The 26,470-nt window shown below is 72.2% G+C and carries 22 protein-coding genes; 17 read left to right on the forward strand and 5 right to left on the reverse strand.

Features of this window, described 5'->3' with window-relative positions:
• The first annotated feature begins 42 nt into the window (after positions 1-42).
• The 5 genes from sucB to ACIQCJ_RS20595 all read left to right on the forward strand — a co-directional run bounded on the left by sucB (position 43) and on the right by ACIQCJ_RS20595 (position 7,550).
• Positions 43-1,884: a 2-oxoglutarate dehydrogenase, E2 component, dihydrolipoamide succinyltransferase gene (gene sucB, locus ACIQCJ_RS20575; protein WP_402712154.1), complete on the forward strand. Its 1,842-nt coding sequence runs from the start codon at positions 43-45 to the stop codon at positions 1,882-1,884.
• Positions 1,885-2,046: 162 nt separating this feature from the next.
• Positions 2,047-2,685: a GntR family transcriptional regulator gene (locus tag ACIQCJ_RS20580; protein ID WP_355334328.1), complete on the forward strand. Its 639-nt coding sequence runs from the start codon at positions 2,047-2,049 to the stop codon at positions 2,683-2,685.
• 227 nt (positions 2,686-2,912) lie between these two features.
• The gene (gene aceE, locus ACIQCJ_RS20585; RefSeq protein ID WP_391043845.1) at positions 2,913-5,579 is read left to right on the forward strand and encodes a pyruvate dehydrogenase (acetyl-transferring), homodimeric type; all 2,667 of its coding nucleotides are present in this window, start codon (positions 2,913-2,915) and stop codon (positions 5,577-5,579) included.
• 448 nt (positions 5,580-6,027) lie between these two features.
• Positions 6,028-6,918: a GNAT family N-acetyltransferase gene (locus tag ACIQCJ_RS20590; protein ID WP_391159838.1), complete on the forward strand. Its 891-nt coding sequence runs from the start codon at positions 6,028-6,030 to the stop codon at positions 6,916-6,918.
• A gap of 119 nt (positions 6,919-7,037) precedes the next feature.
• Positions 7,038-7,550 (forward strand): DUF4240 domain-containing protein, encoded by a 513-nt coding sequence (locus ACIQCJ_RS20595; protein ID WP_391043840.1) that lies wholly within the window; start codon positions 7,038-7,040, stop codon positions 7,548-7,550.
• Positions 7,551-7,677: 127 nt separating this feature from the next.
• On the opposite strand, the gene ACIQCJ_RS20600 is transcribed toward ACIQCJ_RS20595, so the two are convergent.
• Entirely contained in the window at positions 7,678-8,178 is a 501-nt protein-coding gene (locus ACIQCJ_RS20600; protein WP_402712155.1) for a GNAT family N-acetyltransferase, read from the reverse strand.
• Between the two features lie 73 nt (positions 8,179-8,251).
• On the opposite strand from ACIQCJ_RS20600, the gene ACIQCJ_RS20605 reads away from it, so the two are divergent.
• Together ACIQCJ_RS20605 and ACIQCJ_RS20610 are read left to right on the forward strand one after the other, a co-directional pair.
• Entirely contained in the window at positions 8,252-9,145 is an 894-nt protein-coding gene (locus ACIQCJ_RS20605; protein WP_401303886.1) for a TIGR01777 family oxidoreductase, read from the forward strand.
• Between the two features lie 295 nt (positions 9,146-9,440).
• Positions 9,441-10,736, forward strand: coding sequence for an NAD(P)/FAD-dependent oxidoreductase (locus ACIQCJ_RS20610; RefSeq protein WP_402712156.1), 1,296 nt, complete (start codon positions 9,441-9,443; stop codon positions 10,734-10,736).
• A 474-nt stretch (positions 10,737-11,210) separates the two neighbouring features.
• Here the strand turns inward: ACIQCJ_RS20610 and ACIQCJ_RS20615 are convergent, their stop codons facing one another.
• Positions 11,211-12,710, reverse strand: coding sequence for a regulator (locus ACIQCJ_RS20615; protein WP_402712157.1), 1,500 nt, complete (start codon positions 12,708-12,710; stop codon positions 11,211-11,213).
• 291 nt (positions 12,711-13,001) lie between these two features.
• Between ACIQCJ_RS20615 and lipB the strand changes: the two genes are divergently transcribed.
• The 4 genes from lipB to ACIQCJ_RS20635 all read left to right on the forward strand — a co-directional run bounded on the left by lipB (position 13,002) and on the right by ACIQCJ_RS20635 (position 16,294).
• Entirely contained in the window at positions 13,002-13,838 is an 837-nt protein-coding gene (gene lipB / locus ACIQCJ_RS20620) for a lipoyl(octanoyl) transferase LipB (RefSeq protein ID WP_401303892.1), read from the forward strand.
• A 237-nt stretch (positions 13,839-14,075) separates the two neighbouring features.
• Entirely contained in the window at positions 14,076-15,065 is a 990-nt protein-coding gene (gene lipA, locus ACIQCJ_RS20625; RefSeq protein WP_355334351.1) for a lipoyl synthase, read from the forward strand.
• Between the two features lie 301 nt (positions 15,066-15,366).
• Positions 15,367-15,573: a hypothetical protein gene (locus ACIQCJ_RS20630; protein ID WP_355334353.1), complete on the forward strand. Its 207-nt coding sequence runs from the start codon at positions 15,367-15,369 to the stop codon at positions 15,571-15,573.
• 31 nt (positions 15,574-15,604) lie between these two features.
• Entirely contained in the window at positions 15,605-16,294 is a 690-nt protein-coding gene (locus ACIQCJ_RS20635) for a DUF4191 domain-containing protein (RefSeq protein WP_355334356.1), read from the forward strand.
• A 118-nt stretch (positions 16,295-16,412) separates the two neighbouring features.
• Here the strand turns inward: ACIQCJ_RS20635 and ACIQCJ_RS20640 are convergent, their stop codons facing one another.
• Entirely contained in the window at positions 16,413-16,880 is a 468-nt protein-coding gene (locus ACIQCJ_RS20640; RefSeq protein WP_188283232.1) for an RDD family protein, read from the reverse strand.
• Between the two features lie 241 nt (positions 16,881-17,121).
• Between ACIQCJ_RS20640 and glnA the strand changes: the two genes are divergently transcribed.
• Positions 17,122-18,531 carry a type I glutamate--ammonia ligase gene (gene glnA, locus ACIQCJ_RS20645; RefSeq protein ID WP_188283233.1) on the forward strand — a complete coding sequence of 470 codons (1,410 nt, stop codon included), beginning with the start codon at positions 17,122-17,124 and terminating at the stop codon, positions 18,529-18,531.
• A gap of 239 nt (positions 18,532-18,770) precedes the next feature.
• On the opposite strand, the gene ACIQCJ_RS20650 is transcribed toward glnA, so the two are convergent.
• Positions 18,771-19,307 carry a DinB family protein gene (locus tag ACIQCJ_RS20650; RefSeq protein ID WP_402712158.1) on the reverse strand — a complete coding sequence of 179 codons (537 nt, stop codon included), beginning with the start codon at positions 19,305-19,307 and terminating at the stop codon, positions 18,771-18,773.
• Positions 19,308-19,456: 149 nt separating this feature from the next.
• On the reverse strand, positions 19,457-19,615 hold the full coding sequence (locus ACIQCJ_RS20655) for a hypothetical protein (RefSeq protein WP_402712159.1): 159 nt from the start codon (positions 19,613-19,615) through the stop codon (positions 19,457-19,459).
• Positions 19,616-19,809: 194 nt separating this feature from the next.
• Between ACIQCJ_RS20655 and ACIQCJ_RS20660 the strand changes: the two genes are divergently transcribed.
• The 5 genes from ACIQCJ_RS20660 (at position 19,810) to ACIQCJ_RS20680 (ending at position 26,433) form a co-directional block, all read left to right on the forward strand.
• On the forward strand, positions 19,810-20,601 hold the full coding sequence (locus ACIQCJ_RS20660; protein WP_355334365.1) for a VOC family protein: 792 nt from the start codon (positions 19,810-19,812) through the stop codon (positions 20,599-20,601).
• 91 nt (positions 20,602-20,692) lie between these two features.
• On the forward strand, positions 20,693-21,625 hold the full coding sequence (locus ACIQCJ_RS20665; RefSeq protein ID WP_402712160.1) for an Fpg/Nei family DNA glycosylase: 933 nt from the start codon (positions 20,693-20,695) through the stop codon (positions 21,623-21,625).
• Positions 21,626-22,180: 555 nt separating this feature from the next.
• Positions 22,181-22,861, forward strand: a complete 681-nt coding sequence (locus ACIQCJ_RS20670) for a response regulator transcription factor (RefSeq protein ID WP_401714802.1) — start codon at positions 22,181-22,183, stop codon at positions 22,859-22,861.
• A 323-nt stretch (positions 22,862-23,184) separates the two neighbouring features.
• Complete coding sequence (locus ACIQCJ_RS20675) at positions 23,185-25,050, forward strand: hypothetical protein (protein ID WP_402712161.1); 1,866 nt, start codon at positions 23,185-23,187, stop codon at positions 25,048-25,050.
• A 138-nt stretch (positions 25,051-25,188) separates the two neighbouring features.
• A complete protein-coding gene (locus ACIQCJ_RS20680; protein ID WP_401303908.1) occupies positions 25,189-26,433 on the forward strand; it encodes a serine hydrolase domain-containing protein in 1,245 nt (414 codons plus the stop codon).
• Positions 26,434-26,470 lie beyond the last annotated feature (37 nt).

Raw genomic sequence — 26,470 nt, forward strand, 5'->3', positions numbered from 1 at the left:
ACGCCACCCCATCCGCACAGATCGTTAGGAGTAACCGCAACCATGGCGGTTTCCGTAACCCTGCCGGCGCTCGGCGAGAGCGTGACCGAGGGCACTGTCACCCGCTGGCTGAAGGCCGAGGGCGAGCGCGTCGAGGCCGACGAGCCGCTGCTCGAGGTCTCGACCGACAAGGTCGACACCGAGATCCCCTCCCCCGCGTCCGGCGTGCTCGCGTCCATCAAGGTCGCCGAGGACGAGACGGTCGAGGTCGGCGCCGAGCTGGCCGTCATCGACGACGGCAGCGGCGGCGGCGCGCCCGCGGCTGCCCCGGCTGCGGCGGCCGAGCCCGAGCCCGCCCAGGCACCCGCGGCTCCCGAGCCCGCCCAGGCACCTGCGGCTCCCGAGCCCGCTCAGGCGGCTCCGTCCACCGAGCAGGCGGCGCCCGCGCCCGCCCCGACCGCCGAGGCGGCCAGCGGTGGCGGCGGCGCGAGCGGCACCGACGTCGTCCTGCCCGCGCTCGGTGAGTCCGTCACCGAGGGCACCGTGACCCGTTGGCTGAAGGCCGTCGGCGAGAGCGTCGAGGCCGACGAACCGCTGCTGGAGGTCTCGACCGACAAGGTCGACACCGAGATCCCGTCGCCGGTGGCGGGCACCCTGCTGGAGATCCTGGTCCAGGAGGACGAGACCGCGGAGGTCGGCGCGAAGCTGGCCGTGGTCGGCGCCGCTGGTGCCGCCCCGGCCGCGGCACCCGCGCCCGCGGCCCCGGCTCCCGCCGAGGCACCCGCCCCGACTCCGGCTCCGGCCCCCGCGGCTCCCGCCCCCGCCGCACCGGCTCCCGCACCGGCCGCTCCGGCCGCTCCGGCACCGGCCCCCGCGCCTGTCGCCGCCGCACCGGCTCCCGCGCCCGCCGCACCCGCGCCCGCCGCTCCGGCTCCGGCGCCCGCTCCGGTGGCCCCGGCCGCCCCGGCTCCCGTCGCCACCAGCGGTGACGACGGCGCCTACGTCACCCCGCTGGTCCGCAAGCTCGCCTCGGAGAGCGGCGTGGACCTCGGCTCGGTGCGCGGCACCGGCGTCGGCGGCCGCATCCGCAAGCAGGACGTCATCTCCGCCGCGGAGGCCGCCAAGGCCGCCGCGTCGAAGCCGGCGACCGCCGCGGCCCAGAAGGCGGCGCCCGCGGTGTCGCCGCTGCGCGGCCAGACGGTCAAGATGACCCGGATGCGCAAGGTCATCGGCGACAACATGATGAAGGCCCTGCACTCGCAGGCGCAGCTCACCAGCGTCGTCGAGGTGGACCTGACCCGCGTGATGCGGCTGCGCAACGCGGCGAAGGACGCCTTCGCGGCCCGTGAGGGCGTGAAGCTGTCCCCGATGCCGTTCTTCGTCAAGGCGGCGGCCCAGGCGCTGAAGGCCCACCCGGTCATCAACGCCCGGATCAACGAGGACGAGGGCACGATCACCTACTTCGACTCCGAGAACATCGGGATCGCGGTGGACTCCGAGCGCGGTCTGATGACCCCGGTCATCAAGGGTGCGGGCGACCTCAACATCGCCGGTATCGCCAAGAAGACCGCGGAGCTCGCGGGCAACGTGCGGGCCAGCAAGATCACCCCGGACGACCTGGCGGGCGCGACCTTCACGATCAGCAACACCGGTTCGCGCGGCGCGCTGTTCGACACGGTCATCGTGCCGCCGAACCAGGCCGCCATCCTCGGTGTCGGCGCGACCGTCAAGCGCCCGGTGGTCGTCGAGACCCCCGACGGCACGGTCATCGGCGTCCGGGACATGACGTACCTGGCGCTCTCCTACGACCACCGGCTGGTGGACGGCGCGGACGCCGCCCGTTACCTGACGGCGGTCAAGGAGATCCTCGAAGCGGGCGAGTTCGAGGTCGAGCTGGGCCTGTAAGGCCGCACACGGGCCTGTACGGCGTGTACGAAGGAGCCCCCGTCCCTCTTCCGGGACGGGGGCTCCTTCGCGTCCCGGCGGGCCCCCGCAGCGGCCTGCGGGGAGGCAGCGCCGCTTCCTGGTCGTATCGTCTATGTCACGCAAACCGTGAAGGAGCGCCCCATGGCCCCTGCCGTCGTCCAGCACCTGGTCGTCCACAGCCTGCGTGAGCAGATCCGGGAGCACATCCTCGAAGGCATCGTGAGCGGGCGCTGGAAGCCGGGCGAGCGGATCGTGGAGCGCCGGATCGCGGTGGAGCTCCAGGTCAGCCAGACGCCGGTGCGGGAGGCGCTGCGGGAGCTGGAGACGCTGCGGCTGATCGAGTCCGCGCCGAACAAGGGCGTACGCGTACGAAGCCTGACCGCCGCAGACCTCAAGGAGAGCTATCCGGTGCGCGCCGGGCTCGAACAGGTCGCCGCGGAACTGGCCGCGGCCCGGCTCGCCGCCGACCCCGCCGCCCTCGAGCGCGAGGTGGCCGCCCTGCGCGACGCCGACGCCGCCCTGGACAGCGAGGCCCAGGTCAGGCACACCGTCGCCTTCCACCACGAGCTGGTGCGCGCGGCCGACAACGCCGTATTGCTGCACGCCTGGGAGTCGCTGGGCATCGAGGTCTGGACGACGCTGTCCATCCGCTGGCTGAGCCCGGAGCCCCGCCCTTACGCGGCCGAGCACCAGGACATAGTCGACGCCTTCGTACGCCGTGACCCGGACATCTGCGGTCTCATCAAGTCCCACGTCCTGAGCTGCGCTCCCCAGGTCTGACGACATCCCCCGCGGCCCCGGCGGCCGGCGGTTTCCGTGACATGCAAGGCCACAAGGCCGAGGCACCCCGTGCCTTAAGGTCTGGCACCCCGTGCCGTCTTGGAATTACTGGCCCGGAAGCCATTGATCGATCATCGATCGTCGGCGTATCGTCGTCGGTGGGGAACAGCCCTGTCGTGCCGACAAGCGCATTCCCCACCCCCAACCTCCGTTCGAAGGCGGCACCCATGCCCGACGACGTACGCCCCCCGCGGGGCCAGCTCGACCAGATCCCGGACCGCGACCCGGAAGAGACCTCGGAGTGGCTCGCGTCGCTGGAGGCGGTCGCCAAGGCGGCCGGTCCGCACCGGGCCGCGTATCTGATGCGTCGCACCCTGGAAAGCGCCGGGGCGGGCGTCGGGCTTCCGTCGCTGCTCGAAACCGAGTACATCAACACGATCCCGACCTCCGCCGAGCCCGCCTACCCGGGCGACGAGGCACTGGAGGCGCGGATCACCGCGTGGAACCGGTGGAACGCGGCGGCCATGGTCACCCGCGGCAGCCGCCTGGGCCTCGGCGGCCACATCGCGACCTTCGCCTCGGCGGCCTGGCTCTACGAGACCGGCTTCCAGCACTTCTTCAGGGGCAAGGAGGGCGCGGGCAGCGGGGACCAGCTCTACCTCCAGGGCCACGCCTCCCCCGGCATCTACGCCCGCGCGTTCCTCGACGGGCGGCTGACCGAGGGCCAGCTCGACCGCTTCCGCCAGGAGGCGAACGGCGACGGCCTGCCCTCGTACCCGCACCCGCGACGGCTGCCCTGGCTGTGGGAGTTCCCCACCGTCTCGATGGGCCTCGGCCCGCTGTCGGCGATCTACCAGGCGCGGTTCAACCGCTATCTGGAGCACCGCGGCATCAAGGACACCTCGGACTCCCACGTGTGGGCGTTCCTCGGTGACGGCGAGATGGACGAGCCCGAGTCGACCGCCGCCCTGGCGCTGGCCGGCCGCGAGGGCCTGGACAACCTCACCTTCGTCATCAACTGCAATCTCCAGCGGCTCGACGGCCCGGTCCGCCCCAACTTCAAGATCGTGCAGGAGCTGGAGTCCCAGTTCCGCGCGGCGGGCTGGAACGTGGTCAAGTCGCTGTGGGGCGCGGCCTGGGACGACGTGCTCGCCCAGGACGTGGACGGCGCGCTGCTCAAGCGGCTGCGCGAGGTCCCGGACGCGCAGTTCCAGACGTACGCCACGCGCGACGCGGCCTATCTGCGCGAGCACTTCTTCGGCGCGGACCCCTCGCTGCGCACCATCGGCGCCCGGCTGACCGACGCCAAGCTGACCGAGCTGTTCCAGAGCTCGCGCGCGGGGCACGAGCCGCGCAAGGTCTACGCGGCCTACCGCGCGGCCGTCGAGCACAAGGGCGCGCCGACGGTGATCCTGGCGCAGACCGTCAAGGGCTGGACGCTGGGCGCGGGCTTCGAGTCGCGCAACGCCAACCACCAGATGAAGAAGCTGACGGGCGCTCAGTTCCGTACGATGCGCGACCTGTTGGAGCTGCCGATCCCGGACAGCGCGCTGGACGCGGACGTGGTCCCGTACTGGCACCCCGGCGAGAACTCGCCCGAGGTGCGGTACCTGCGCGAGCGGCGGGCGGCGCTCGGGGGTCTCGCCCCGGCCCGCAAGGTGGTCGCCAAACCGCTGCCGCTGCCGCCGGACAAGGCGTACAAGGCGCTGGAGAAGGGTTCAGGCACGCAGGAGATCGCCACCACGATGGCGTTCGTGCGGCTGGTCAAGGACCTGATGCGGGAGAAGGAGACCGGCCGCCGCTGGGTGCCGATCGTCCCCGACGAGGCCCGCACCTTCGGCATGGAGTCGCTGTTCCCGTCCGCGGGTCTGTACTCGCCGAAGGGGCAGACGTACGACCCGGTCGACCGCGACCAACTCCTGTACTACAAGGAGGCGAAGGACGGTCAGATCCTCAACGAGGGGATCACCGAGGCCGGTTCGCTCGCCGACTTCACGGCCGCCGCGACCGCGTACGCGACGCACGGCGAGCCGATGATCCCGTTCTACATCTTCTACTCGATGTTCGGCTGGCAGCGGACCGCCGACCAGTTCTGGGCGCTGGCCGACCAGCTCGGCCGCGGCTTCGTGATCGGCGCCACCGCGGGCAAGACCACGATGACCGGCGAGGGCCTGCAACACGCCGACGGCCACTCGCACTTGATCGCCTCCACCAACCCGGCGGCGCTCTCGTACGACCCGGCGTTCGCGTACGAGGTCGCGGTGATCGTCCGCGAGGGTCTGCGGCGGATGTACGGGCCGGACGCCGAGGACGTCTTCTACTACCTGACGGTCTACAACGAGCCGAAGGTGCAGCCCGCGATGCCCGAGGGCGTCGAGGACGGCATCCTCAAGGGCCTCTACCGCTTCCAGCAGGCGCAGGACCCGGCGGCGGACGCGGCCAGGCTGCAACTGCTGGCGTCCGGCACCGCGATCCACTGGGCGCTGGACGCGCAGCGGATGCTGGCGCAGGAGTGGGGTGTGGCCGCCGACGTGTGGTCCGCGCCGTCCTGGACCGAGCTGCGGCGCGAGGCGCTGGAGTGCGACGCGGCCCGGCTGCGCGGCGAGGAGCGGGTGCCGTACGTGACGCGGGCGCTGGAAGGCGCGCCGGGTCCCGTGGTCGCGGTCAGCGACTGGATGCGGGCCGTGCCCGACCAGATCGCGCAGTGGGTGGAGCAGGACTGGACGTCGGTGGGCACCGACGGCTTCGGCCTGTCCGACACCCGCGACGCGGCCCGCCGCCACTTCGGGGTGGACCCGCGGTCGCTGGTGGTCGCGTCGCTCGCCGCGCTCGCCCGGCGCGGCGACATCAAGCCCGAGACGGTCAAGGAGGCCGCCGAGCGGTACGGCCTGTAAGGCCGATGGCGGACGGGCGCGGTACGCGCCCCGTCCGCGCCCCGAACAGCCCTGGTACGGCCGCGCGCGGACCTTCGCACCCCGCGCGGCCGTATCCGCCTCGGAGAATATTCATAGGTTTCAGCAGACGTTTCCGGCCACCCCCGAGTCACCCCGTGCCACCGGCCGCGGCGGCCCTCCGCAGAGCCCGCGAAACCGCGCGCGGCCCGTACCGTACGGGATGTGCGGCGGTACGGGTGCGGCCCGGTGGAACGCGAGAGGTGCGTGAATCGGCTACCGCCCGCTCCCGTCCTGGCCGGAAAGAGATTGCGGGCGCATACAGCTACCGGCTACGTTCCCTCGGATGCCACCAAATCCCAGCCCTCTGACGGCTCCTACCGCCGAGGATTTCCGCGCCTGGCACCGGGTGCAGTCGGCCGCTCTCGCACACGACCGGCCAGGTGAGCCCGTGCTGTCCGCCACCGCCCTCCAGGCGAAGCTGACGACGACGGGGAACCGCAGCAGGCTGCTGCTGTGGCTGGTGCGCAACGCGAACGAGGAGCCGGTGGCCACCGCGACCCTGCGGCTGTTCAGCGAACCGGGGCGCAGCCACCTCGCCGAGGTCAGGATGACCGTCCACCCCGCCTACCGGCGGCTGGGCACCGGCTCGCGGCTGCTGTCCACGGTGACCGAGGCCGCGGCCGAGGCGGGCTGCCGCAGCGTGGTCACCGAGGTCATGGCGGGTACCCCGCACGAGGGATTTCTGGCCACCCGCGACTTCCATCCGGTCCTGCGGCTGACCTGGCAGCGGCTCGCGCTCGACGACGTACCCGACCGTATTCACAAGCTCCCCGACGTCCCGCACCCCGGCTACCGGCTGACGTCCTGGGACGGGGTCGTCCCCGACGCGCTCGCCGAGAGCTTCGCGGACGCCCGGCGCGCCATGGACGACATGCCGACCGGTGCCATGGACTTCGGCGAGGTGCGCTGGGACGTGGCCGCGGTCCGCGAGGCCGCCGAGGTGATCGCCCGGCGCGGCGAGCAACTGCTGACGGTCGCCGCGGTGGACGCGCTCGACGGCTCCGTCGCCGGTTACACCGAGCTGGTGATCCCGGCGGAGGGCGCGGGCACCGCCCAGCAGTACGACACGGCCGTCCTCCCCGCGCACCGCGGCCACGGCCTCGGGCTGTGGGTGAAGGCCGAGATGCTGCGCCGGGTACGGGAGGAGTTCCCGCAGCTCACCGCCGTGCAGACGGACAACGCCGACGACAACCGGCACATGCTGGCCCTCAACACCGCGCTCGGCTTCCGGCCGCTGCGCCGCACGGTCGAGTACCAGCTCACCCTCGGTCGGCGCTGACCCCCCGGACCTCGTACAGTGGGCGACCCACCCCGCACGGATGGAGTCCGTAACGACACGGGCGCATCCGGGGCACTCCGCGTGCGGGTGCGCGCGGCAACCGGGAAGCTGGACCAGTGATGGACGAGACGGAGTTCTGGGAGATCGTCGACCGTACGCGAGAGGCGGCGGACGGCGATCCGGAGGAGCATGCCGACCTGCTGATCGAGCGGCTGGCCCAGCTCGACCCGGACTCCGTGGTGGACTTCGCCCGGCACTTCGAGACCCGGTTCGTCCGGGCCTTCCGCTGGGACCTGTGGGGCGCCGCCGACATCATGCTGGGCGGCGCGGACGACGAGTCCTTCGACTACTTCCGCTGCTGGCTGATCGGCCAGGGCCGCCATGTCTTCGAGGGCGGTCTGGCCGCCCCCGACGACCTGGCCTTCCTCGTCACCGAGTTCGACCCGGAGACGGACGGCGACGCGGAGGATCTGGGCTACGCGGCGGACGAGGCGTACGAGCAGCTCACCGGGGTCCGGCTGCCGGACCTCGAACTTGCGCAGCCGGACCAGCCGGAGGGCGAGTCGCTGGACATGGACGACGAGCGGGCGATGGCGGAGCGGTATCCGCAGCTGTGGTCGCGCTTCGGCTGAGCCGGCTCTGGCGGCGCGGTTCTGTCGGGTTCTGTCGGCGCGGCTCTGTCGCTCGGCTCGGCTTTGTCGGCGGGGCACTGTCGACGGGGCACCGTCGGCTCGGTTCTGTCGGCGCGGTTCTGTCGGCTCAGACCGCCGTGAGGTCGACCGCCCGGCCCATCAGGACGTCGTCCACGTAGGCGCCGTCCAGCAGGAACTCCCCCGGCAGCACGCCCTCCACGGCGAAGCCGACCGACTCGTAGAGCCGCCGGGCCGGGGCGTTGTGCCCCAGCACCCGCAGGGTGATCCGGACGGCGCCCTGCCGCCGCGCCTCGGCGACGGCAGCGTCCATCAGCGTGCGCGCGATGCCCCGCCCGCGCGCCCAGGTGTCGACGGCCAGACCCTGTATCTGCCGCACATGCGCGTTGCAGGCCAGGGCGGTCGGCGGGACCAGCTTGAGATATCCGGCCAGCCGGCCCTCGGCCTCGGCGACCAGGACGTACCGGTGTCCGTCGGGCGAGCCGTAGAAGGCGGCGCCGGGCGCCGGTGCGGGCTGTACGGAGTGCAGCGGGGACCAGGTACGGGCGTCGAGCGCCGCGAGGCCGGAGTCGTCGGCGCGGGTCGCGGGCCGGACGGTCGCTGAGGTCATGCCGGTCACTGTGCCATGGCGCGCCGCGCGCCGGCATCGGACGTCCCGGGCCGTCGGCGGGCACAATGCGAATATGCGTATCGCAGTCACGGGTTCCTCCGGTCTGATCGGCTCCGCCCTGTCCCGCTCGCTCGCCGCGGACGGCCACGACGTCGTACGGCTGGTGCGGCGCGCGCCCGTCGGTCCCGCCGAGGTGCGCTGGGATCCAGCGCGCGGCACGGTGGACACCGCGGGTCTCGAGGGCTGCGAGGCCGTCGTGCACCTGGCGGGCGCCGGGATCGGCGACCGCCGCTGGACCGACAGCCGCAAGAAGGAGCTGGTGGACAGCCGGGTGCTCGGCACCGGCGCCGTCGCCAAGGCCGCCGCCGCGCTCGACACCCCGCCTCGGGTCCTGGTCAGCGCGAGCGCCATCGGCATCTACGGCGACACCGGCGACACGGCCGTCGACGAGGACAGCCCGGTGGGCAGCGGCTTCCTGGCCGAGCTGTGCCAGGAGTGGGAGGCCGCGGCCGATCCCGCCCGCGCGGCCGGCATCCGTACCGTCCACCCCCGTACGGGCCTGGTCGTCGCCAAGGGCGGCGGCGCGTGGGCGCGGCTGTTCCCGCTGTTCAAGGCCGGGCTCGGCGGACGCCTGGGCGACGGACGGCAGTTCTGGAGCTTCATCGCCCTGCACGACGAGGTGGCCGCCATTCGCCACGCGCTGGACACGGCCGATCTGTCCGGGCCGGTCAACCTCACCGCGCCCGAGCCGCTGACCAACCGTGAGATCACCGCCGAGATGGGGCGCGTCCTGCACCGCCCCACCGTGGCCGCGGTCCCGGAGTCCGTCCTGCGCCTGGTCCTCGGCGAACTGGCCCAGGACGTCACCGGCAGCCAACGGGTCCGCCCCAAGCGCCTCTTGGACTCCGGCTTCCGCTTCGCCTTTCCCGAATTCGCGCAGGCCGTGACGGCGGCTCTCGCCGAATAGCCGCTGCCGCCCGGCGCTACGGTGGGGCGGGGCGGCTCTCGGGCGGCGGGGCGTCGCGCGGGCGGCGGGGCGGCTCGCGGGCGGCGGCCGGAGAGGTGACCAGGCCGGAGAGGTGACCGGGCCGGAGACATTCGGCCGGGGGTGCCGAAAAGCGCTGGATAAGGGCTGGAATCGGCGGGTTGCCCCGGCATCAGATGGCTTTGATGAGGGCATGACCTTTACCAGCGTTCTGCGACGCCTCGGGCGTGACGCCGACGTGAGCGGGGATTCGAACCCGACCTCGGGGAGGGGCACAGTGCTCTCACCAGCACGCCGTGACGTCGCGGGAATCGTGGACGTCGTCGTGATCGGCGCAGGCATATCCGGGCTGTCCGCCGCGCATCAACTCATCGGCGGCGGCCTGTCGGTCACCGTCCTGGAGGCCGCCGACCACGTCGGCGGCCGCATGGCCACCGACGTGGTGGACGGCTTCCGGCTCGACCGCGGCGCTCACCTGCTCAACACGTCCTATCCGGAACTGCGCCGCACGCCGGGGCTGCGGGGGCTGCCGCTGGCGCCGCTCGCGCCCGGCGCCCTGGTCAGAGCCGACGGGCGCGGTTACCGGGTCGGTGACGCGCGCGGCTCCCGTACCGTTCGCGGCTCGGCCCGTGCCCCGATCGGCTCCACGCTGGACCGGGCCCGGCTCGGCACCACCCTCAACCGCCTTGCCGCGACGCCCGCCTCACGGCTCGCCAGCCGCCCCGAGACGACCGCCGCGCGGGCGCTGAGCGCACGCGGTTTCGCGCCGCGGACCGTCGAGGGCTTCGTACGGCCGCTGCTGGCCGCCCTGTTGTGCGACCCGGAGCTGCAAACCTCCAGCCGCTGCGCCGACTTGGTACTGCGCGGCTTCGCCCGCGGCCGTACGTGCCTGCCCGCGACGGGCGCGGCGTCCGTACCGCGGCGGCTCGCCGCGGGGCTCCCGCCGGGCGCGGTACGGCTCGGCACGCGCGCGGTGCGGGTCGCCGTCAACTGCGTGCAGACCGAGGACGGCGCCGAACTGCCCTGCCGGGCCGTGCTGGTGGCCACCGGGGCGCGGGCCGCGGCCGAACTCCTGCCGGGGCTGCGGGTGCCGTCCTTCCACGAGGTCACCGTCCTGCACCACGCGGCGCCCGTCCCACCCGTACGCGAGCCGGTGCTCGTCCTCGACGCCGACCGCATGGGGCCCGTCTCGCACACTCTCCCGGTCAGTGAGATCGACCCGAGCCGGGCGCCGGCCGGGCGCGCCCTCGTCACGTCCGTCGTCCTCGGGCCGCCGCCCGACGGGGCGGGCGACAAGACCGTCCGCGCTCACCTCGCCGAGCTGTACGAGACCTCCACCGACGCGTGGGAGCTGCTCGCCGTCCACAACGATCCCGAGGCCGTGCCGGCCATGCCCGCGCCCCACGATTTGCGGCGTCCCGCCCGGCTCCTCGACGGTCTCTACATCTGCGGTGCCCACCGCACCACCAGCACGCCCCAGGGCGCCCTTCTCTCCGCCCGCCGCGCCGCCCACAGCATCCTCCGCGACGCCGTCCCCCACCCCGCCGACACCCCCACCCCCCAGGCCGCCTAGCCCCTGCCCCACCGGGGCCTCTTCTTCGCCCGCGCCACCGTCGGTGGCCGAGCGCGCACTTCCCCGCGCCCCTCAAAAGACCGGCTCACCGCCCCGGCGAAAGACGGCCCGCCCCGTCAGGGGCGCGAGGAACTGCGCGAGCAACCCACCACCGGCCAGTGGCCCGAAGAACCACCGAACCACCCCACCGGGGCCGGTGGTGACCCGCAGGAGCATCGTGGCTGAGCGCGCAGTTCCCCGCGCCCCTCAAAAGACCGGCTCACCGCCCCGACGAAAGACAGTCGCCCCGCCAGGGGCGCTGGGGGCACCTCCCGGCCGGAGGCTGGGGGAGGAACTGCGCGGGCGACCCACCACCGGCTGGTGGTCCGGGGAGCCACCGAGCTGCCCCGGCGGGGCGGGGGGAACGTCAGGGGACCGCGCCCCTGGGGGGGACCCACTTGCGGGAGGTGGGTAAGGGACCGTGACCGGAGGTCGTCATGGGGCGACCAGCCCCAAGGCGACGGCGCGGTCGCGAAAGGCGCGAACGGCCGCGGCATCGCGATACGGCTCGAGGCGCCGCCCGAAGTCCCGCACGTACTCGACGGCGCGAGCCGACCGCATCTCGGCGGCCTGCTGCATGACCTCGATGCCGAGAGCACAGGCGACGTCCACCTCCCCGAGCCCGAGGCGAGCGGAAGCGAGCACGGTGCGGCAGAAGAGCCGGCTGCGGGCGTACGCGGGGGCGCGGAGCTGGAGGGAGCGCTCGGCGTGCTGCGCGGCGGCCCGGTGCAGTTGGAGGTCCCGGTGGCAGTGCCCGAACTCGTCGGCGAGCTGGGCCTCGTCGAAGAAGCGCGCCCAGGAGGGCACCTCGTCACCGGGGCGGGCCGCCCCGAGCGAGCGTTCGGCCCGCGCGAGCGCCGCGGAACACGCGCGGATCTCACCGAGCAGCCCGTGCCCGCGCGCCTCGGCACTGTGCAGCAGGGCCTGGACGACGGCGGGCGCGCCGGAGCCGACGCCCTGCTGGGCGACCCGGGCGAGCTGGACGGCCTCGCGGCCGTGCCCGAGGTAGACGGCCTGGCGGCTCATGGTGACGAGCACGTAGCCGCCGTAGACCCGGTCCCCCGCGGCCTGCGAGAGCCGTAGCGCCTGGACGAAGTAGCGCTGCGCGAGCCCGTGCGCGCCGATGTCGTACGACGTCCATCCGGCGAGCCGGGTGAGGTCGGCGACGGAGGAGAACAGGCGGCGGCCGAGTGCCTCGCCGTAACTGCCGCGCAGCATCGGCTCGGCCTCGTGCTCCAGGTAACGGACGAGGGCCTGGCGGGCGTGGCCGCCGCCGTACGCGTGGTCGAGCCCCCGGAAGAGGTCGCCGACGGCGCGCAGGGCGGCGATGTCACCGGCCCCGACCTTGGCGCGGGGCGGCCCGGCCTTGGCGGCGAGCCCCGGCGCGGGTCCGGGCGCGGCGGACGGCGGGAGCCCCAGGGGGCCGGGGCCGCGGCTCTGCGCGGGCACCCGTACCGGCGTGGCGTCGGCGCCCCGCGCGACCCTCTCGTCGGCGCGGCCGATCAGCCAGTCGCGGCTGGGCACGACGAGCCCGGCCGCGGTGAAGGCGATCTTCCGCAGCTCCGTCTGGTTGCCGGTGTCCTTGCGCCACAGGCCGCTGACGATGTCCACCGCCTCGTCGGGCGACCCGGCGAATTCGAGGCCCGCGTAGACCGGCGCGCACGCGTCGAGCCCGAGGTCCTGGGCGGAGAGCCGGCGGCCGAGCCGTTGGGTGAAGACCTCGGCGATCAGCGCGGGTGTGGTGCCGCGTGGCTGCTGGCCGCGCAGCCAGCGGGTCACCGAGGTCTTGTCGTACCGCAGGTCGAGGCCGTGCTCTATGCCGAGCTGGTCGACCCGGCGGGCGAGCCCCGCGTTGGAGAAGCCTGCCTCCGCGATCAACGAGGCGAGTCTGCTGTTGGGACGGGTGGGGGTTCGCTGCGTGGAACGGTCCGTCATCGGCAGTGCGGTCCACTTCCTGGGACTGGGGAGGTAACCGGAACGGCGTGAATGTAACGGTCGGTACCGGGAAGCTCACCGTAAGACCTCGTTATTCGCCCGAATGGGCGATAAGGACCCTCAAGGGTCGGTAAACCGCCCCGGTCGGTCGGAGGCGCCGTGCTATGGCGCCGCCTCAAGCCCCGCCCCCACAGGACGGGAAGCTTCGGCCCCGCTCGGGCCCCACGGACCCGCCGCCGTACAGTGGCAGAGGCGCGAAACAAGCACCGCCGGGCACGCAGAGGAGTGGTCATGGGGTTTCCGCAGGACGCCGCGCGGACGGACGAGCTGCGCTTCGTCCACCTGGGGTTCGGGGCCGACGCCGTCGAGTACACCGAGGCGTGGCAGGAACAGCGCCGGGTGCACGCCGCACGCGTGGAGGACGAGATCCCCGACACCTGCCTGCTCCTCGAACACCCGCCGGTCTACACGGCGGGACGCCGTACGACCGACAGCGAGCGCCCGCTGGACGGCACCCCCGTGGTCGACGTGGACCGCGGCGGCAAGATCACCTGGCACGGCCCCGGCCAGCTCGTCGGCTACCCGATCCTGAAGCTGCCGCGCCCGGTCGACGTGGTCGCGCACGTACGCCGTCTGGAAGAGGCGCTGATCCGTACCTGCGCCGAATTCGGTCTGGAGACCACGCGCGTGGAGGGCCGCAGCGGGGTGTGGGTGCTCGGTGACCCGGTGGCGGACCGCCCGGCGGTCAACGGCCTGACCCTCGACCTCGACCCGCGGGTGGGAGCGGGCTCCTCGTCGAAGGGGGGCGAGGCCAGCGAGTTCGACCCGCGACTGAACGGCCCCGAGTACGCGCCCTCCAACGCCGGGCAGCGCCGCGAGGACCGCAAGCTCGCCGCGATCGGCATCCGCGTCGCCAAGGGTGTGACGATGCACGGCTTCGCGATGAACTGCGACCCGGACAACACCTGGTTCGACCGGATCGTGCCCTGCGGCATCCGCGACGCGGGCGTCACCTCGCTCTCCAACGAACTGGGCCGCGACATCGGCGTCACCGAGGTGCTGCCGGTGCTGGAACGGCACCTGGCGGACGTCCTGGGCGCGGTCGTGCCGCTGCCGCGGGCCGTATAGCCGGGGCGGTGGGCCGTACGACGGGGGCTCACGGGCCGTATCGCCGGCCGTACAACCGGGGGCTGACGGCCGGGGCCGGTGGCCGTACCGCCGGGCCTCGGCGGTAGCAGGTATCCGGCCGGGAATGCGGCTACGACACGGCTGGTTGCTTCCAGAGGAAGCCGCACGGATCAAGCCGTACGAATCACGGGCGTACTCTGGTGTTCGCCGAAGAATCGAAGCTTTAGGGAGCCGGTCGTGTCCGCAGTCGCACCCGACGGACGCAAGATGCTGCGCCTGGAGGTCCGCAACAGCCAGACCCCCATCGAGCGCAAGCCCGAGTGGATCAAGACCCGCGCCAAGATGGGCCCCGAGTACACCCAGATGCAGAAACTCGTGAAGAGCGAGGGGCTGCACACGGTGTGCCAGGAGGCCGGCTGTCCCAACATCTACGAATGCTGGGAGGACCGCGAGGCGACCTTCCTCATCGGCGGCGACCAGTGCACGCGGCGCTGCGACTTCTGCCAGATCGACACCGGCAAGCCGCAGGCGCTCGACCGTGACGAGCCGCGCCGCGTCGGCGAGTCCGTCGTCACGATGGACCTCAACTACGCCACGATCACCGGCGTCGCCCGCGACGACCTGGAGGACGGCGGCTCCTGGCTGTACGCGGAGACCGTCCGGCAGATCCACGCCATGACGGCGGCGCGCGAGGGCGGCCACACCAAGGTCGAGCTGCTCATCCCCGACTTCAACGCCGAGCCCGCGCAGCTCGCCGAGGTCTTCGGCTCCCGCCCCGAGGTGCTCGCGCACAACGTCGAGACGGTGCCGCGGATCTTCAAGCGGATCCGTCCCGGCTTCCGCTACGAGCGCTCGCTCGAAGTGATCACCCGCGCCCGCGAGGCCGGTCTGGTCACCAAGTCCAACCTGATCCTGGGCATGGGCGAGGAGCGCGAGGAGATCAGCCAGGCGCTCCAGGACCTGCACGACGCGGGCTGCGAGCTGATCACCATCACGCAGTACCTGCGGCCGTCCGTGCGGCACCACCCGGTGGAGCGCTGGGTGAAGCCCGCGGAGTTCGTGGAGCTGAAGGAGGAGGCCGAGGAGATCGGCTACGCGGGCGTCATGTCCGGGCCGCTGGTCCGTTCCTCGTACCGCGCCGGACGGCTCTTCCAGCAGGCCGTGGACAAGCGGCTGCGGGAGGGCGAGCGGCTGGCCGTGGGCCCGGTGGCGGCGCCCTCCGTATGACCCCGGCCGTGACCCCCGTCATGGCCCCGTTCCGACCCTCGGTTCCGACCCTCGTCGTGTGAGTCCGCTCACCGCCGACGACGCCCCGCCGGGCGAGTGACCTGGCGGGGCGCCGTGCTGCCGGAGTGAGGCTTTCATGCGAGATTGACCGAGTGGTCACCGACTGGTAACACGTTGTGGCGACCCTGGTGTCACGCACGGGGCTCTTCGAGTCACCGGCGCTGCCCGCACCACGCGCGTCATCACGTACCGCCCCGCACCTTCCTACTCTCAGCTCTCAGCCGCATATGAGGGGGACGCCATGCCGTCCGAGTCCGTGCACATCCGTCCGGCCGTGGCGCTGCGCGCCGTGGAGTCCTTTCTGCTGCGCGGCGGGCAGCAGACAGCCCGCCGTAACGCCTGGGCAGCCGTCGTCGAGGACCGCCGCAGGGCCCGGGACCGGCGGGAGGCGCAGCACGAGATGGACGCCCTTGTGAGCGCCGCACGGGGAAGCGCCCTCAACGACTGAGCGGGCACCCCCCTCGCGTATCCTGAGCGGCATGGCGAGGAAGGAAACACCCGAGAACCCCGAGAATTCTGGACGACTGAAGCAGATCGTCCAGACCTACAAGATGACCAGGCAGGCCGACCCCAAGGTCGGGCTTGTCGTTGCGGCTGTGGGAATCGTCACCTTCGGTGTCATCCTCGCCCTCGGCTTCTTGATCGGTCACCCCATCTACGCAGGCATCCTTGGCTTCCTGCTGGCCTTCCTCGCGATGGCGGTCATCTTCGGCCGCCGGGCCGAGAAGGCCGCGTTCGGGCAGCTCGAAGGCAAGCCGGGCGCCGCCGCGGCCGTTCTGCAGAATGTCGGACGCGGCTGGACCGTCACCCCGGCCGTCGCGATGAACAAGAGCCAGGACGTGGTGCACCGCGCCGTCGGCAAGGCCGGTGTCGTCCTGATCGGTGAAGGCAACCCGAACCGTGTGAAGGGCCTGCTGGCCGCCGAGAAGAAGAAGGTCAACCGGGTCGTCTTCGACGTGCCGGTGCACGACTTCATCGTCGGCAACGGCCCGGACGAGCTGTCGCTGAAGAAGGTGCGCACCACGCTGCTGAAGCTGCCGCGCGTGCTGTCCGGCCCGAAGACGACCGAGGTGAACGACCGGCTGCGGGCGCTCGGGGATCTGATGAGCAACATGCCGATCCCGAAGGGCCCGATGCCCAAGGGGATGCGGATGCCGAAGGGCCGCTAGGCGGTCGGGGCACGGAGGTCGTTGTACGAAGGGGGTCCGGGGACAGCGTCCCCGGACCCCCTTTTTCTGTGCCCTCTTCCGTGCCTTCTTCCGTGTCTTCTTCTGCGTCCCGGCTGGGTCAGATCCGTACCTGTACGGACTTGGCGGCCTTGTCGTGCAGGCCGCGGGTATCGCGGTCCCAGATGACGGCGGGGACGACGAGCAGCAGCAGCGCCGTACGGATGACGACGGCGACGGCTCCCAGACGGCCGCCGTCGAGGCGTACGACGCGCAGGCCCATCAGCCGCTTGCCCAAGGTGGTGCCGACGGTCAGCAGCAGGACGACGCTGACCACGCCGAAGACGACGAGTGTCCAGGTATTGGACTTGCCGGCGTCACGGTGCGCGATCAGGCCGTATGCGATCAGCAGGCAGAGGAACCAGTCGATGAAGAGCGCCACGACGCGGCGCCCCACCGGCGCGATGGAACCCGGCCCGTTCTCCGGCAGTCCGAGGCGCTGCCCGCGGTAGCCGAACTCCACGCCCATCTGCTCGGCGGCGGCACCCGGGCCCGACAGCCACGATCCGATTGCATCCCTGTTGTCCACCCGACCACGGTAACCCGGCGCCGTCCGCGGCCCTACAGCGCGGTCGCGGACGGGGCCTTCCGGACGCCCACCCGTACGGCGCTGCCCGGGTGCCGCCCCGGCGTCGCGGTTAACGCCTCGGAAACAAATGGGTCATGCTGGAGAAATCCCTGATCCCTATGGTCGGGGCAGTGTGCGCCACCGCACTGGCGCGCCTCGAGTTGTCAACCCGACCCGTGGGGCCGGGCCTAGGAGGAGTGGGATGTTCCAGAACGCCGACGACGTCAACCGGTTCATTACGGACGAGGACGTCAAGTTCGTCGACGTCCGGTTCTGTGACCTGCCCGGCGTCATGCAGCACTTCACGGTCCCGGTCTCGACGTTCGACCCGACCGATGAGCTTGCTTTCGACGGCTCGTCGATCCGCGGCTTCCAGGCCATCCACGAGTCGGACATGGCGCTGCGCGCCGACCTCTCGACGGCCCGCGTGGACCCGTTCCGCCGGGACAAGACGCTCAACATCAACTTCTTCATCCACGACCCGATCACCGGCGAGGCGTACAGCCGTGACCCGCGGAACGTGGCGAAGAAGGCCGAGGCGTACCTCGCCTCCACCGGCGTCGCCGACACGGCGTACTTCGGCCCCGAGGCCGAGTTCTACGTCTTCGACAGCGTCCGCTTCCAGACGTCGGCGAACGAGTCCTTCTACCACATCGACTCCGAGGCCGCGGCCTGGAACACCGGTGCGGTCGAGGACAACCGCGGCTACAAGGTCCGTTACAAGGGCGGCTACTTCCCGGCCCCGCCGGTCGACCACTTCGCCGACCTGCGCGCCGAGATCTCCCTCCAGTTGGAGGCCTCCGGCCTCCAGGTCGAGCGCCAGCACCACGAGGTGGGCACCGCGGGCCAGGCGGAGATCAACTACAAGTTCAACACGCTGCTCGCCGCGGCCGACGACCTGATGCTCTTCAAGTACATCGTGAAGAACGTCGCGTGGCGCAACAACAAGACCGCGACCTTCATGCCCAAGCCGATCTTCGGTGACAACGGCTCCGGCATGCACGTCCACCAGTCGCTGTGGCAGGGCGGCACGCCGCTCTTCTACGACGAGCAGGGTTACGCGGGCCTGTCCGACATCGCCCGCTACTACATCGGCGGCATCCTCAAGCACGCGCCGTCGCTGCTCGCCTTCACCAACCCGACGGTGAACTCGTACCACCGCCTGGTCCCCGGCTTCGAGGCCCCGGTCAACCTGGTCTACTCGCAGCGCAACCGGTCCGCCGCGATGCGCATCCCGATCACGGGTTCCAACCCGAAGGCCAAGCGCGTCGAGTTCCGCGCCCCGGACCCGTCCTCGAACCCGTACCTCGCCTTCTCCGCCCTCCTCCTCGCGGGCCTCGACGGCGTCAAGAACAAGATCGAGCCCGCCGAGCCGATCGACAAGGACCTCTACGAGCTCGCCCCCGAGGAGCACGCGGGCGTCCCCCAGGTCCCCACCTCCCTCCCCGCCGTCCTCGACGCCCTCGAGGCCGACAACGAGTACCTCCAGGCCGGCGGCGTCTTCACCTCCGACCTGATCGACACCTGGATCGACTACAAGCGCACCGCCGAAATCGCCCCGATCCAGCTCCGCCCGCACCCCCACGAGTTCGAGCTGTACTTCGACATCTAAGCCCGGGCTGCCGCCCCGTGCGGCAACCCCCACCAGATGCACCGGAGCCCCGCCACCTCCCTCCCGGAGCGTGACGGGGCTCCCTCGCGTCGGCGGTGGGATCGATCCCCGGGACAGCTCCCGTCAGGCCGGAGAAGGCCAGGTGGCTGCGAGGATGACGTCCGCGTGGGCATCGGGCCGCGCTGCCCGTGGTCGGCCGGGTGGCTTCTGCTGATGGTGGTGTGTGCGAGGGGCGTCGGTTATTCGCCGGTGGCGCCGTCGATGGCCTCGCGGAGGAGATCGGCGTGGCCGAGGTGGCGGGCGTACTCCTCGATCACGTGCTCGAGGACGAAGCGCACGTCGGTGGCGCCGAATTCCGGGTTCGGCATGATGCGGGTGAGGTCGGCGGTCACCTTCGTGAAGAGCTGCCGCGACTCCTCGCACGACGTCAGGTAGTCCTCGTAGACGTCCTCGGCGGACGTGGCGTCCGACTCGTCGTACCACTCGTCGCCGTCGGGGGTGGTGTAGGTCCGGTAGGGGAAGAAGCGAGGCGCGGTGTCGGCCAAGGTCCGCTGGAACCAGGCACGTTCGACTCCTTGCAGGTGGCGCATGAGTCCCAGCAGCGTCAACGCCGAGGATCGCAGCGGGCGTTGGCGCAGTTGGGCGTCCGAGAGGCCCTCGCACTTCCACAGGAAGGTCGCCCGGTGGTAGTCGAGATTCGAGGCGATCACCTCCAGCCAGGAGCCTGACAGCACGCGGTCGGGCCGGACGATGTTCTGCACCACGATGTCGCTCACGCTGGGGTCTCCCTACCGGTCGTGCTCGGCCGAGTTCGTACGTCCCCAGGAAGACCTCACCGCGTGCCGGAACTCATCGCCCGCCCGCGATTCGAGGAGAGGCGGCCAGGAGCGCGCCGCCGATCTCCACCGCGAGACCGGCGGAGGGCTCAGTCCGTGTCCGCTGTTTCGCTGGGCGTCGGCGGCTTCTTCTCGTCGACGGCTTCGCTGTACGAGGCCAGTACCTCGTCCATCACCTCGTCCTCCAGGGTCTCCCTCTGGTAGAGCGTCTTGTCCTCGGCGGGGGTGGTGCCCGGCTCATCCGTCATGACCTTCGCATGTCCGCGACGACGAGGTTGATACCGACCAAGGTCACTTCCGATCCGCGGAAGACGCTCGTAGGGGGCTCCCCACGCCGCGGGACACGGTCCGTGGGGGCGGGGTGGGGTTGGGGGAAGGCAGGCGAGGGGGTGTATACCGTGTATACGATGGGGTGGGGCTTCTGGCCCATGGGTTTGAACTGATGACGGAAGGCAGGCACGTCAGCATGCTCACCACGGATTCCATTCTCGGATCGGCCACATGGATCGACATCGCGGCGAAGGACACGGTGGCCGCGGCCGGGTTCTACGGGGCGGTGTTCGACTGGACGTTCCACCCGGCGGGGCCTGACGCCGGGAGTTACGGGACCTTGCAGAAGGACGGGAAGATCGTGGCGGCGCTGGGGCCGCTGGTGGACGAGGGGGCGACCCCGGCGTGGACGGTGTACTTCGAGACGCCGGACGTGGAGGCCACAGCGAAGGCGGTCGCGCAGGCCGGTGGGGCGGTGCGGGCCGAGCCGTTCGACGCGCGGGACGCGGCGCGGATGGCGGCGGTCACCGATCCGGGCGGGGCGGAATTCGCGCTCTTCCAGCCGAAGGCCCTGAAGGGGCTGGAGACCACGTCGGTGTACGGGTCGCTGGGGTGGGTCGAGCTCCAGACGGCGGACCCGGCCGCGGCGCTGGAGTTCTACCGCGGGCTGTTCGGCTGGCGGGGGGCGGACACGCAGGTGGGTGACGCGCCGTACACGTTCGTCTCGACCTCGGAGGGCGACCAGGGGAACACGGCCTTCGGCGGCATCACGGCCGCGCAGGAGGGTGTGAGCCCGCGCTGGGTGCCGTACTTCGACGTGGCGGACGCGGACGACATCGTCACCCGCGTCCAGGGCGCGGGCGGGACGGTGCTGGTGCCGACCGTGGACGTGCCGGGCATCGGCCGGATCGCCTGGTTCGCCGACCCCTCGGGCGCGACGTTCGCCGTACTCCAGCCCGCCTGATCCCGGCTGTCCCGCGCCGCCCCGGGGCCGTACGCCCCGGGGCGGCGGTCTGTCCGGGGCGGGTCGGGCGGCGGCAGGGCAGACTGGGGGTATGCCTGAATTGCCGGAGGTCGAGTCCCTGAGCAGGTTCCTGGCCGAGCAGCTGGTCGGCCGTACGGTCGAGCGGGTGTACCCGGTCGCCGTGCACGCGCTCAAGACGTACGACCCGCCGATCGGAGCGCTGGAGGGGCGGACCTTCGACGCCGTGGGGCGGCACGGGAAATTCCTCGACCTCACGGCCGGGGAGCTGCACCTCGTGATCCACCTGGCGCGGGCCGGGTGGGTGCGGTGGACGGAGAAGATGGCGGACGCGCCGCCGCGCCCCGGCAAGGGACCGCTGGCACTGCGCGTACGGCTCACCCCGGTAGCGGGAAACGGGGCCGGGGACGGGGCCGGGGACGGGGCTGGAAGCGGGGCCGGAACGACCGGTGGCGAGGGAACCGGCTTCGACGTCACCGAGGCCGGCACCCAGAAGGGCCTCGCGGTCTACGTCGTACGGGACCCGCTGGACGTTCCGGGCGTCGCGCGCCTCGGCCCCGACCCCTTCGCCGCCGACTTCACCCTCGCGGCCTTCACCGAACTGCTGGCGGGCAAGCGCAGCCAGATCAAGGGCGTGCTGCGCGACCAGAGCGTGATCGCCGGGATCGGGAACGCGTACTCCGACGAGATCCTGCACGCGGCGCGCATGTCGCCGTACAAGCTGGCCGCCACGCTCACCGAGGACGAGGTGGCCACGCTCTACGACGCGGTCGGTACGACGCTGGCCGACGCCGTCGAGCGGTCGCGCGGGCTGCCGCTGCGCGATCTGAAGTCGGAGAAGAAGAGCGGGCTGCGGGTGCACGGGCGCAAGGGCGAGCCGTGTCCGGTGTGCGGGGACACGATCCGCGAGGTGTCCTTCAGCAACTCGGCGATGCAGTACTGCCCGACGTGCCAGACCGGCGGCAAGCCGCTGGCGGACCGGCGGATGTCCCGGCTGCTCAAGTAGGCGCACACGTGAGCTCGCGCGATCACTCCACCAGTCGCTCAAGCAGCCGCTCAGGCAATCGCTCAGGCAGCCGCTCAAACAGGCGCTCAAGCGCTTGCTCACGCGGCTGCCCACGAGGCCGGTCAACTGGTGCCGCACGGGCCCGCGTCGAGGTCTCGCCCGCTCAAGTGCGGTACGCCCCGCTCCGGTTCGGCGGACGCCGGGGTTCCGAGTTGGTTGACCGGTGACGTTAACCGTTGGTAGCGTAATGAGGCAAAAATGTGATCACCTGCTACCGGGCGTGGGCTCCTGCCATGCCAGGTGGATACCAGGGGAGTACCAGGTGTGATCGAACGCGATGGGGAACGCTCAGGCCCGTAAGTGCTCCCGCAGTCGCCCTCGTTGGCCATTTTCGGCCGGTCGGGGTGGCGTCGCGTTGTGGAAAGGCGCCCGCTCGGGGGCAGGCCGCCGATGTGGTTCTTACTCGGAAGAGACACGGGCGGATTTATGACTTCGGAAATTCTCCACCATTCGCGTCGCATGCCGTTTCCCGCGCGGCTCCGCGTGGTGTTGTTCATGGAGGACCAGATCCTGCGCCTCGGGGTGCAGGCGATCATGTCGGGTCTCGCGACCGGTGTGGAGACGTACTTCGCGGCGAACGAGTTCGACTTCATCGGCAAGGTGCGCGAACACGCCCCCGACGTGGCGGTGTTGACCGCGACCAACCGGCGGCTGTGGACGGTCGTCGGGGAAGCCGGGAGGGCCGGGGCGACCGGACGGGTCGGGGCCGCCGGGGGTGTCGGGAGCGCCGGGGGCGAGAACCCGTCGCCACGGCTGCTGTTGGTGATCGAGCAGCATCAGACGGGGGACCTGGCGGGGCTGCCCGCCGACGGTTATCTGATCCGGCAGGACCTGTCGGCGGCCGGAATGGCCCGCGCCCTCGACCAGTTGGCGGCCGGGGAGATGGCGATTCCGGTGGAGCTGGGCCGCAGCCTCATCCAACAGGCGGCGGCAGCGGCCCCGGTAAAACGGCGCGGGGCGCTGACGTCACGTGAGAACGAGACGCTGGTGCTGCTGGTGCGCGGCCTGAGCAACAAGCAGATCGGCAGGCGTCTGTTGATCTCCGAGCACGGCGCCAAACGGCTGGTGAGCAGTGTCCTGCTGAAGCTCGACGCCACGAACCGGACCAGCGCCGTCGTCAAGGCGATCAGGATGGGGCTGGTCGACGAGGCGACGCTGGCGGACACCGCGAACTGACGGCTGCGCCCGCCCGCGTGAGACGTGAGCCCGTACGGACAGGGGCCGTACGGGCGCGGGCGGCGCTACGGCCACAGGCGGCGCGGGCGCGGGCCGTACGAGCGGAGACGGCACCAGCACTGGCACCGGCACCGGCACCGGCACCGGCACCGGCACCGACCAAACGAGCGCCGACCGTACGCGCCCACCTCGCCCGGCCGCAGGCCCCAACGGCTCACCTCACGCGCCCGCCGCGAACACCCGCGTAAATTCCGTTGAACATTCGGCGTACGAGGCGGCCAACCCCGCCGTACCGCGCGGGCGCGCGGCTAGTGTCAGCGGCCGTGACCTCCGTTCCCGACATCGACGACGGCGCCGGGACCTCCGCGCGGCCGGCCCCCGGAACCGACCGGGCGCCGGGCCTGGACGCCCGCCCGGAAGCGGTCCCGACACCCCGCGGCCCCGACCAAGGCGACCGCGACGGCGGACCCGGCCGCACGACCACCCCGTACCCCCTCCCCGTCCGCCTCGCCGCGGCCCTCCTCGGCCTCGCCGCCGTCGCCGCCATGTGCTGGAGCGGGCTCAACCACGACGTGCGGTACGTCCTCGGCGGCATGCGGGCGAGCGGGCGCGGCGGGATTCCGGCGTCCGGCACCTTCGTGCACCGGCCGCTCGCGTACCGCTGGCCGCTGTCGTGGCTCGACCACCTCACCGCCGGGCCGGTCGCCGTGCGCGAGGCGTCGATACGGCTGCTGGTGATCGTCGTCGCGGCGGCCGTCGTGTGGTGGCTGCGCCAGGGCCTCGCCCGCCACCTGCCGCGCCGCGAGGCGAACGCGGTGGCGGGAGCCGTGGGGCTCGCGCTGCTCTTCGCGCCCGCCTGGGACTTCCTCCAGCCGGAGTGGGTGGCCGTGCTGTGCGCGGTGGCCGGTCTCGCCGCCGCGCTCGCGCCGCGCCGCACCTGGGTGGCCGTCGGCCTCGGCGGCGTGCTGGTCGCGCTCGCGGTGCTGGTGAAGTACACGACCGCGCCCACGGCGCTGCTGCCGCTGGGCGCGCTCCTCGTCCTGGACCGGAGGCGCGGCTGGCTGACCACGGCAGCCGCCGCCGTCGCCGCCCCCGCGGGCTTCGCGCTGGCGATCCTCGTGCAGCCGCGCGAGTGGCGCTGGTTCAACGAACTGTCCGCGCTGAACCCCAACACCCCTTTGCAGAACGGCCTGCACTCCGCCGACGTGCACGCGCTGATCACCACGGTCGGCACCGAGGCGCTGATGAATCCGGTGGTGGCGCTGCTGCCCGCCGCCGTGGTGCTGCTCGCGCGCGGCAGCGCGTCCCGCGCCGCCCGCTGGGCGTGGCCGCTGCTGACGGCGGCCGGGGTCGCGGGCGTGCTGGCCGCGCTGGTGGTGCAGGGGCAGTGGTTCCAGTACCACCTGGCCGCGCTCCCGGTGCTGGCCGCCGCCCTGTGCGGTCTCGCCGTCGCCCGCCGCCCCGACCTGCCGCTGCTCGCCGGGGCCCTGCTGCTCGGCGTCGCCGTCCCCCTGATCGCCGGGCAGTCCTGGAACTGGCGGCACGCGCACGAGACGGCCGCGTACACGCTGGTCTCGGCGGTCGTCGTGGCGACGCTGCTCACGGCCTCGCTGCACGGGCGAGCACGGGTGCAGGCACGGGTACGCGTACGGGCACGGGTACCCGGACAGGTGCCGGTACGCGCCCCCTCCCCCGGCCTCCTCCTCCGCTCCGTCCCGGCCCTCGCCCTGCTCCTCGCGCTGGCGATCCCGGTGTGGCCGACGACGCCGTACTCGTACGACACCCGGCACTCGACCTTCACCTCGCTCGAACGCGCCGACACCCGGCACGAGTTGACCCGGTGGCTGACCGGCGTCCGGCACCGAATCGGCGCGGACACCCCCGTCACGTACCTGGCGTTCGGCGACATCGGCTATCTGCTCGGCAACCCGACGCACTGCCGCTACCCGACGCCCGACTTCCTCCAACGCACGCGCTACGACCGGTCGATCACCAGTCAGGTCAGCTACCGCGAGAATCTGCGCTGCCTGAGCGACCCCGCCTCGCGCTACGCCGTGCTCGACACCTTCTGGTTCCCGCTGGGCCAGGTCGCGCCCGAGGCGGCGGACACGATCCGCGGCCGGTTCGACTGTCACCGGCCCGTCGCCGCCCTGCCCGCCTACCACTTGGTGGTCTGCCCGCGCCGCTGACCCGCTGTCGGCGGCCCGGACCGGGGGTTGTCCCCACCGGGCGTTCGGGTGACAGCTCCATCGATCATGGTGCGCGGCGCGGGTTGGATGGACGCAGTCCGCACGGGGCGGGCCCGGGTCGTCCAACGGGGAGCCGTCATGAGGGTGTCGTTGTCGGGGAAGCGCACCATCGTGGCGGCGTGGTCGGTGGCACTGGCCGCGTCGGCGCTGGCGGCGGTGCCCGCGCACGGCTCGGGCGGCCGACACCACTACGGGCAGGGGGACTTGCGCGGCGACCTCGCCGCGGTGCGGGCCGCGGGGGACGGCCAGGTCAATGTCGTGGCGCGGGTCGACACCCCGGACGGGCCGCTGCGGGCGCGGTTCGGCACGGCGGGACGCGGCTCCAAGGAGCCCGTCCCGTGGGAGCCGGAGTTCCGCGCGGCGAGCACCACCAAGACCTTCACGGCGGTCGTGGTGCTCCAACTGGCCGCCGAGGGCAAGCTGTCGCTGGACGACACCGTCGAGCACTGGCTGCCCGGCGTGGTGCGCGGCCACGGCAACGACGGCTCGCGGATCACGGTGCGGGACCTGCTGCGGCAGACCAGCGGGCTCTACGACTACGTGGCCGACCCGTCCGTCCAGGACCGGCTCTTCCACCACTTCGACGAGAACCGCTACGACGTGACGCCCGCCCCGCAGCTCGTCGCCCTCGCGATGAGCCACCCGCCGCTGTTCACACCGGGACCGGCGGGTACGGCCCGGCAGTGGGCGTACTCCAACACCAACTACCTGCTGGCCGCGATGATCGCGGAGAAGGCGAACGACAGGGCGGAGCGGACGGCGGGCGGATCGGGCGCCACCTGGCGGGAGTTGGTCGAGCACCGCGTCATCGCGAAGCTGGGGCTGCGGCACACGTACATCCCCGGCGACAATCCGTTCCTGGTCGGGCCGCACGAGCGGGTGACCGTGGACGCTCCCGACGGCGGGGTGCTCGACGCGACCGAGCTGAGCTTCCAGCACACGGCGGACTCCGGGGTGGTGAGCACGCCGGGCGACCTCAACGCCTTCTTCCGGGCGCTCGCGACCGGCGAGTTGCTGCCCGCCGAGCAGTGGCGGGAGATGCGCGAGACGGTGCCGTACGACGATCTGCCGGTGCCGCCGTCCGGCAGGCAGGGCGGTTACGGGCTCGGGCTGCGGGTGGTCCCGCTGAGCTGCGGCGGCGTCTCCTACCTGCACGAGGGCGACGGTTTCGGCGTGTACACCCGGCCCGCCGTGAGCGCCGACGGCCGCCGCGCGGTGACGGTGTCGGTGACCACCACCACCGCGCTGATCGACCAGGACAAGGTCAATCGCGCGGTGGAGGCGCTCACCGACGACGCGCTGTGCGACCGTCAGGCGCCGTGACCCGCGCCGACGGCATCACGAACGGCGCGGGTCGCAC

It is taken from the genome of Streptomyces sp. NPDC093221 (assembly GCF_044753885.1).
Taxonomy (GTDB): domain Bacteria; phylum Actinomycetota; class Actinomycetes; order Streptomycetales; family Streptomycetaceae; genus Actinacidiphila.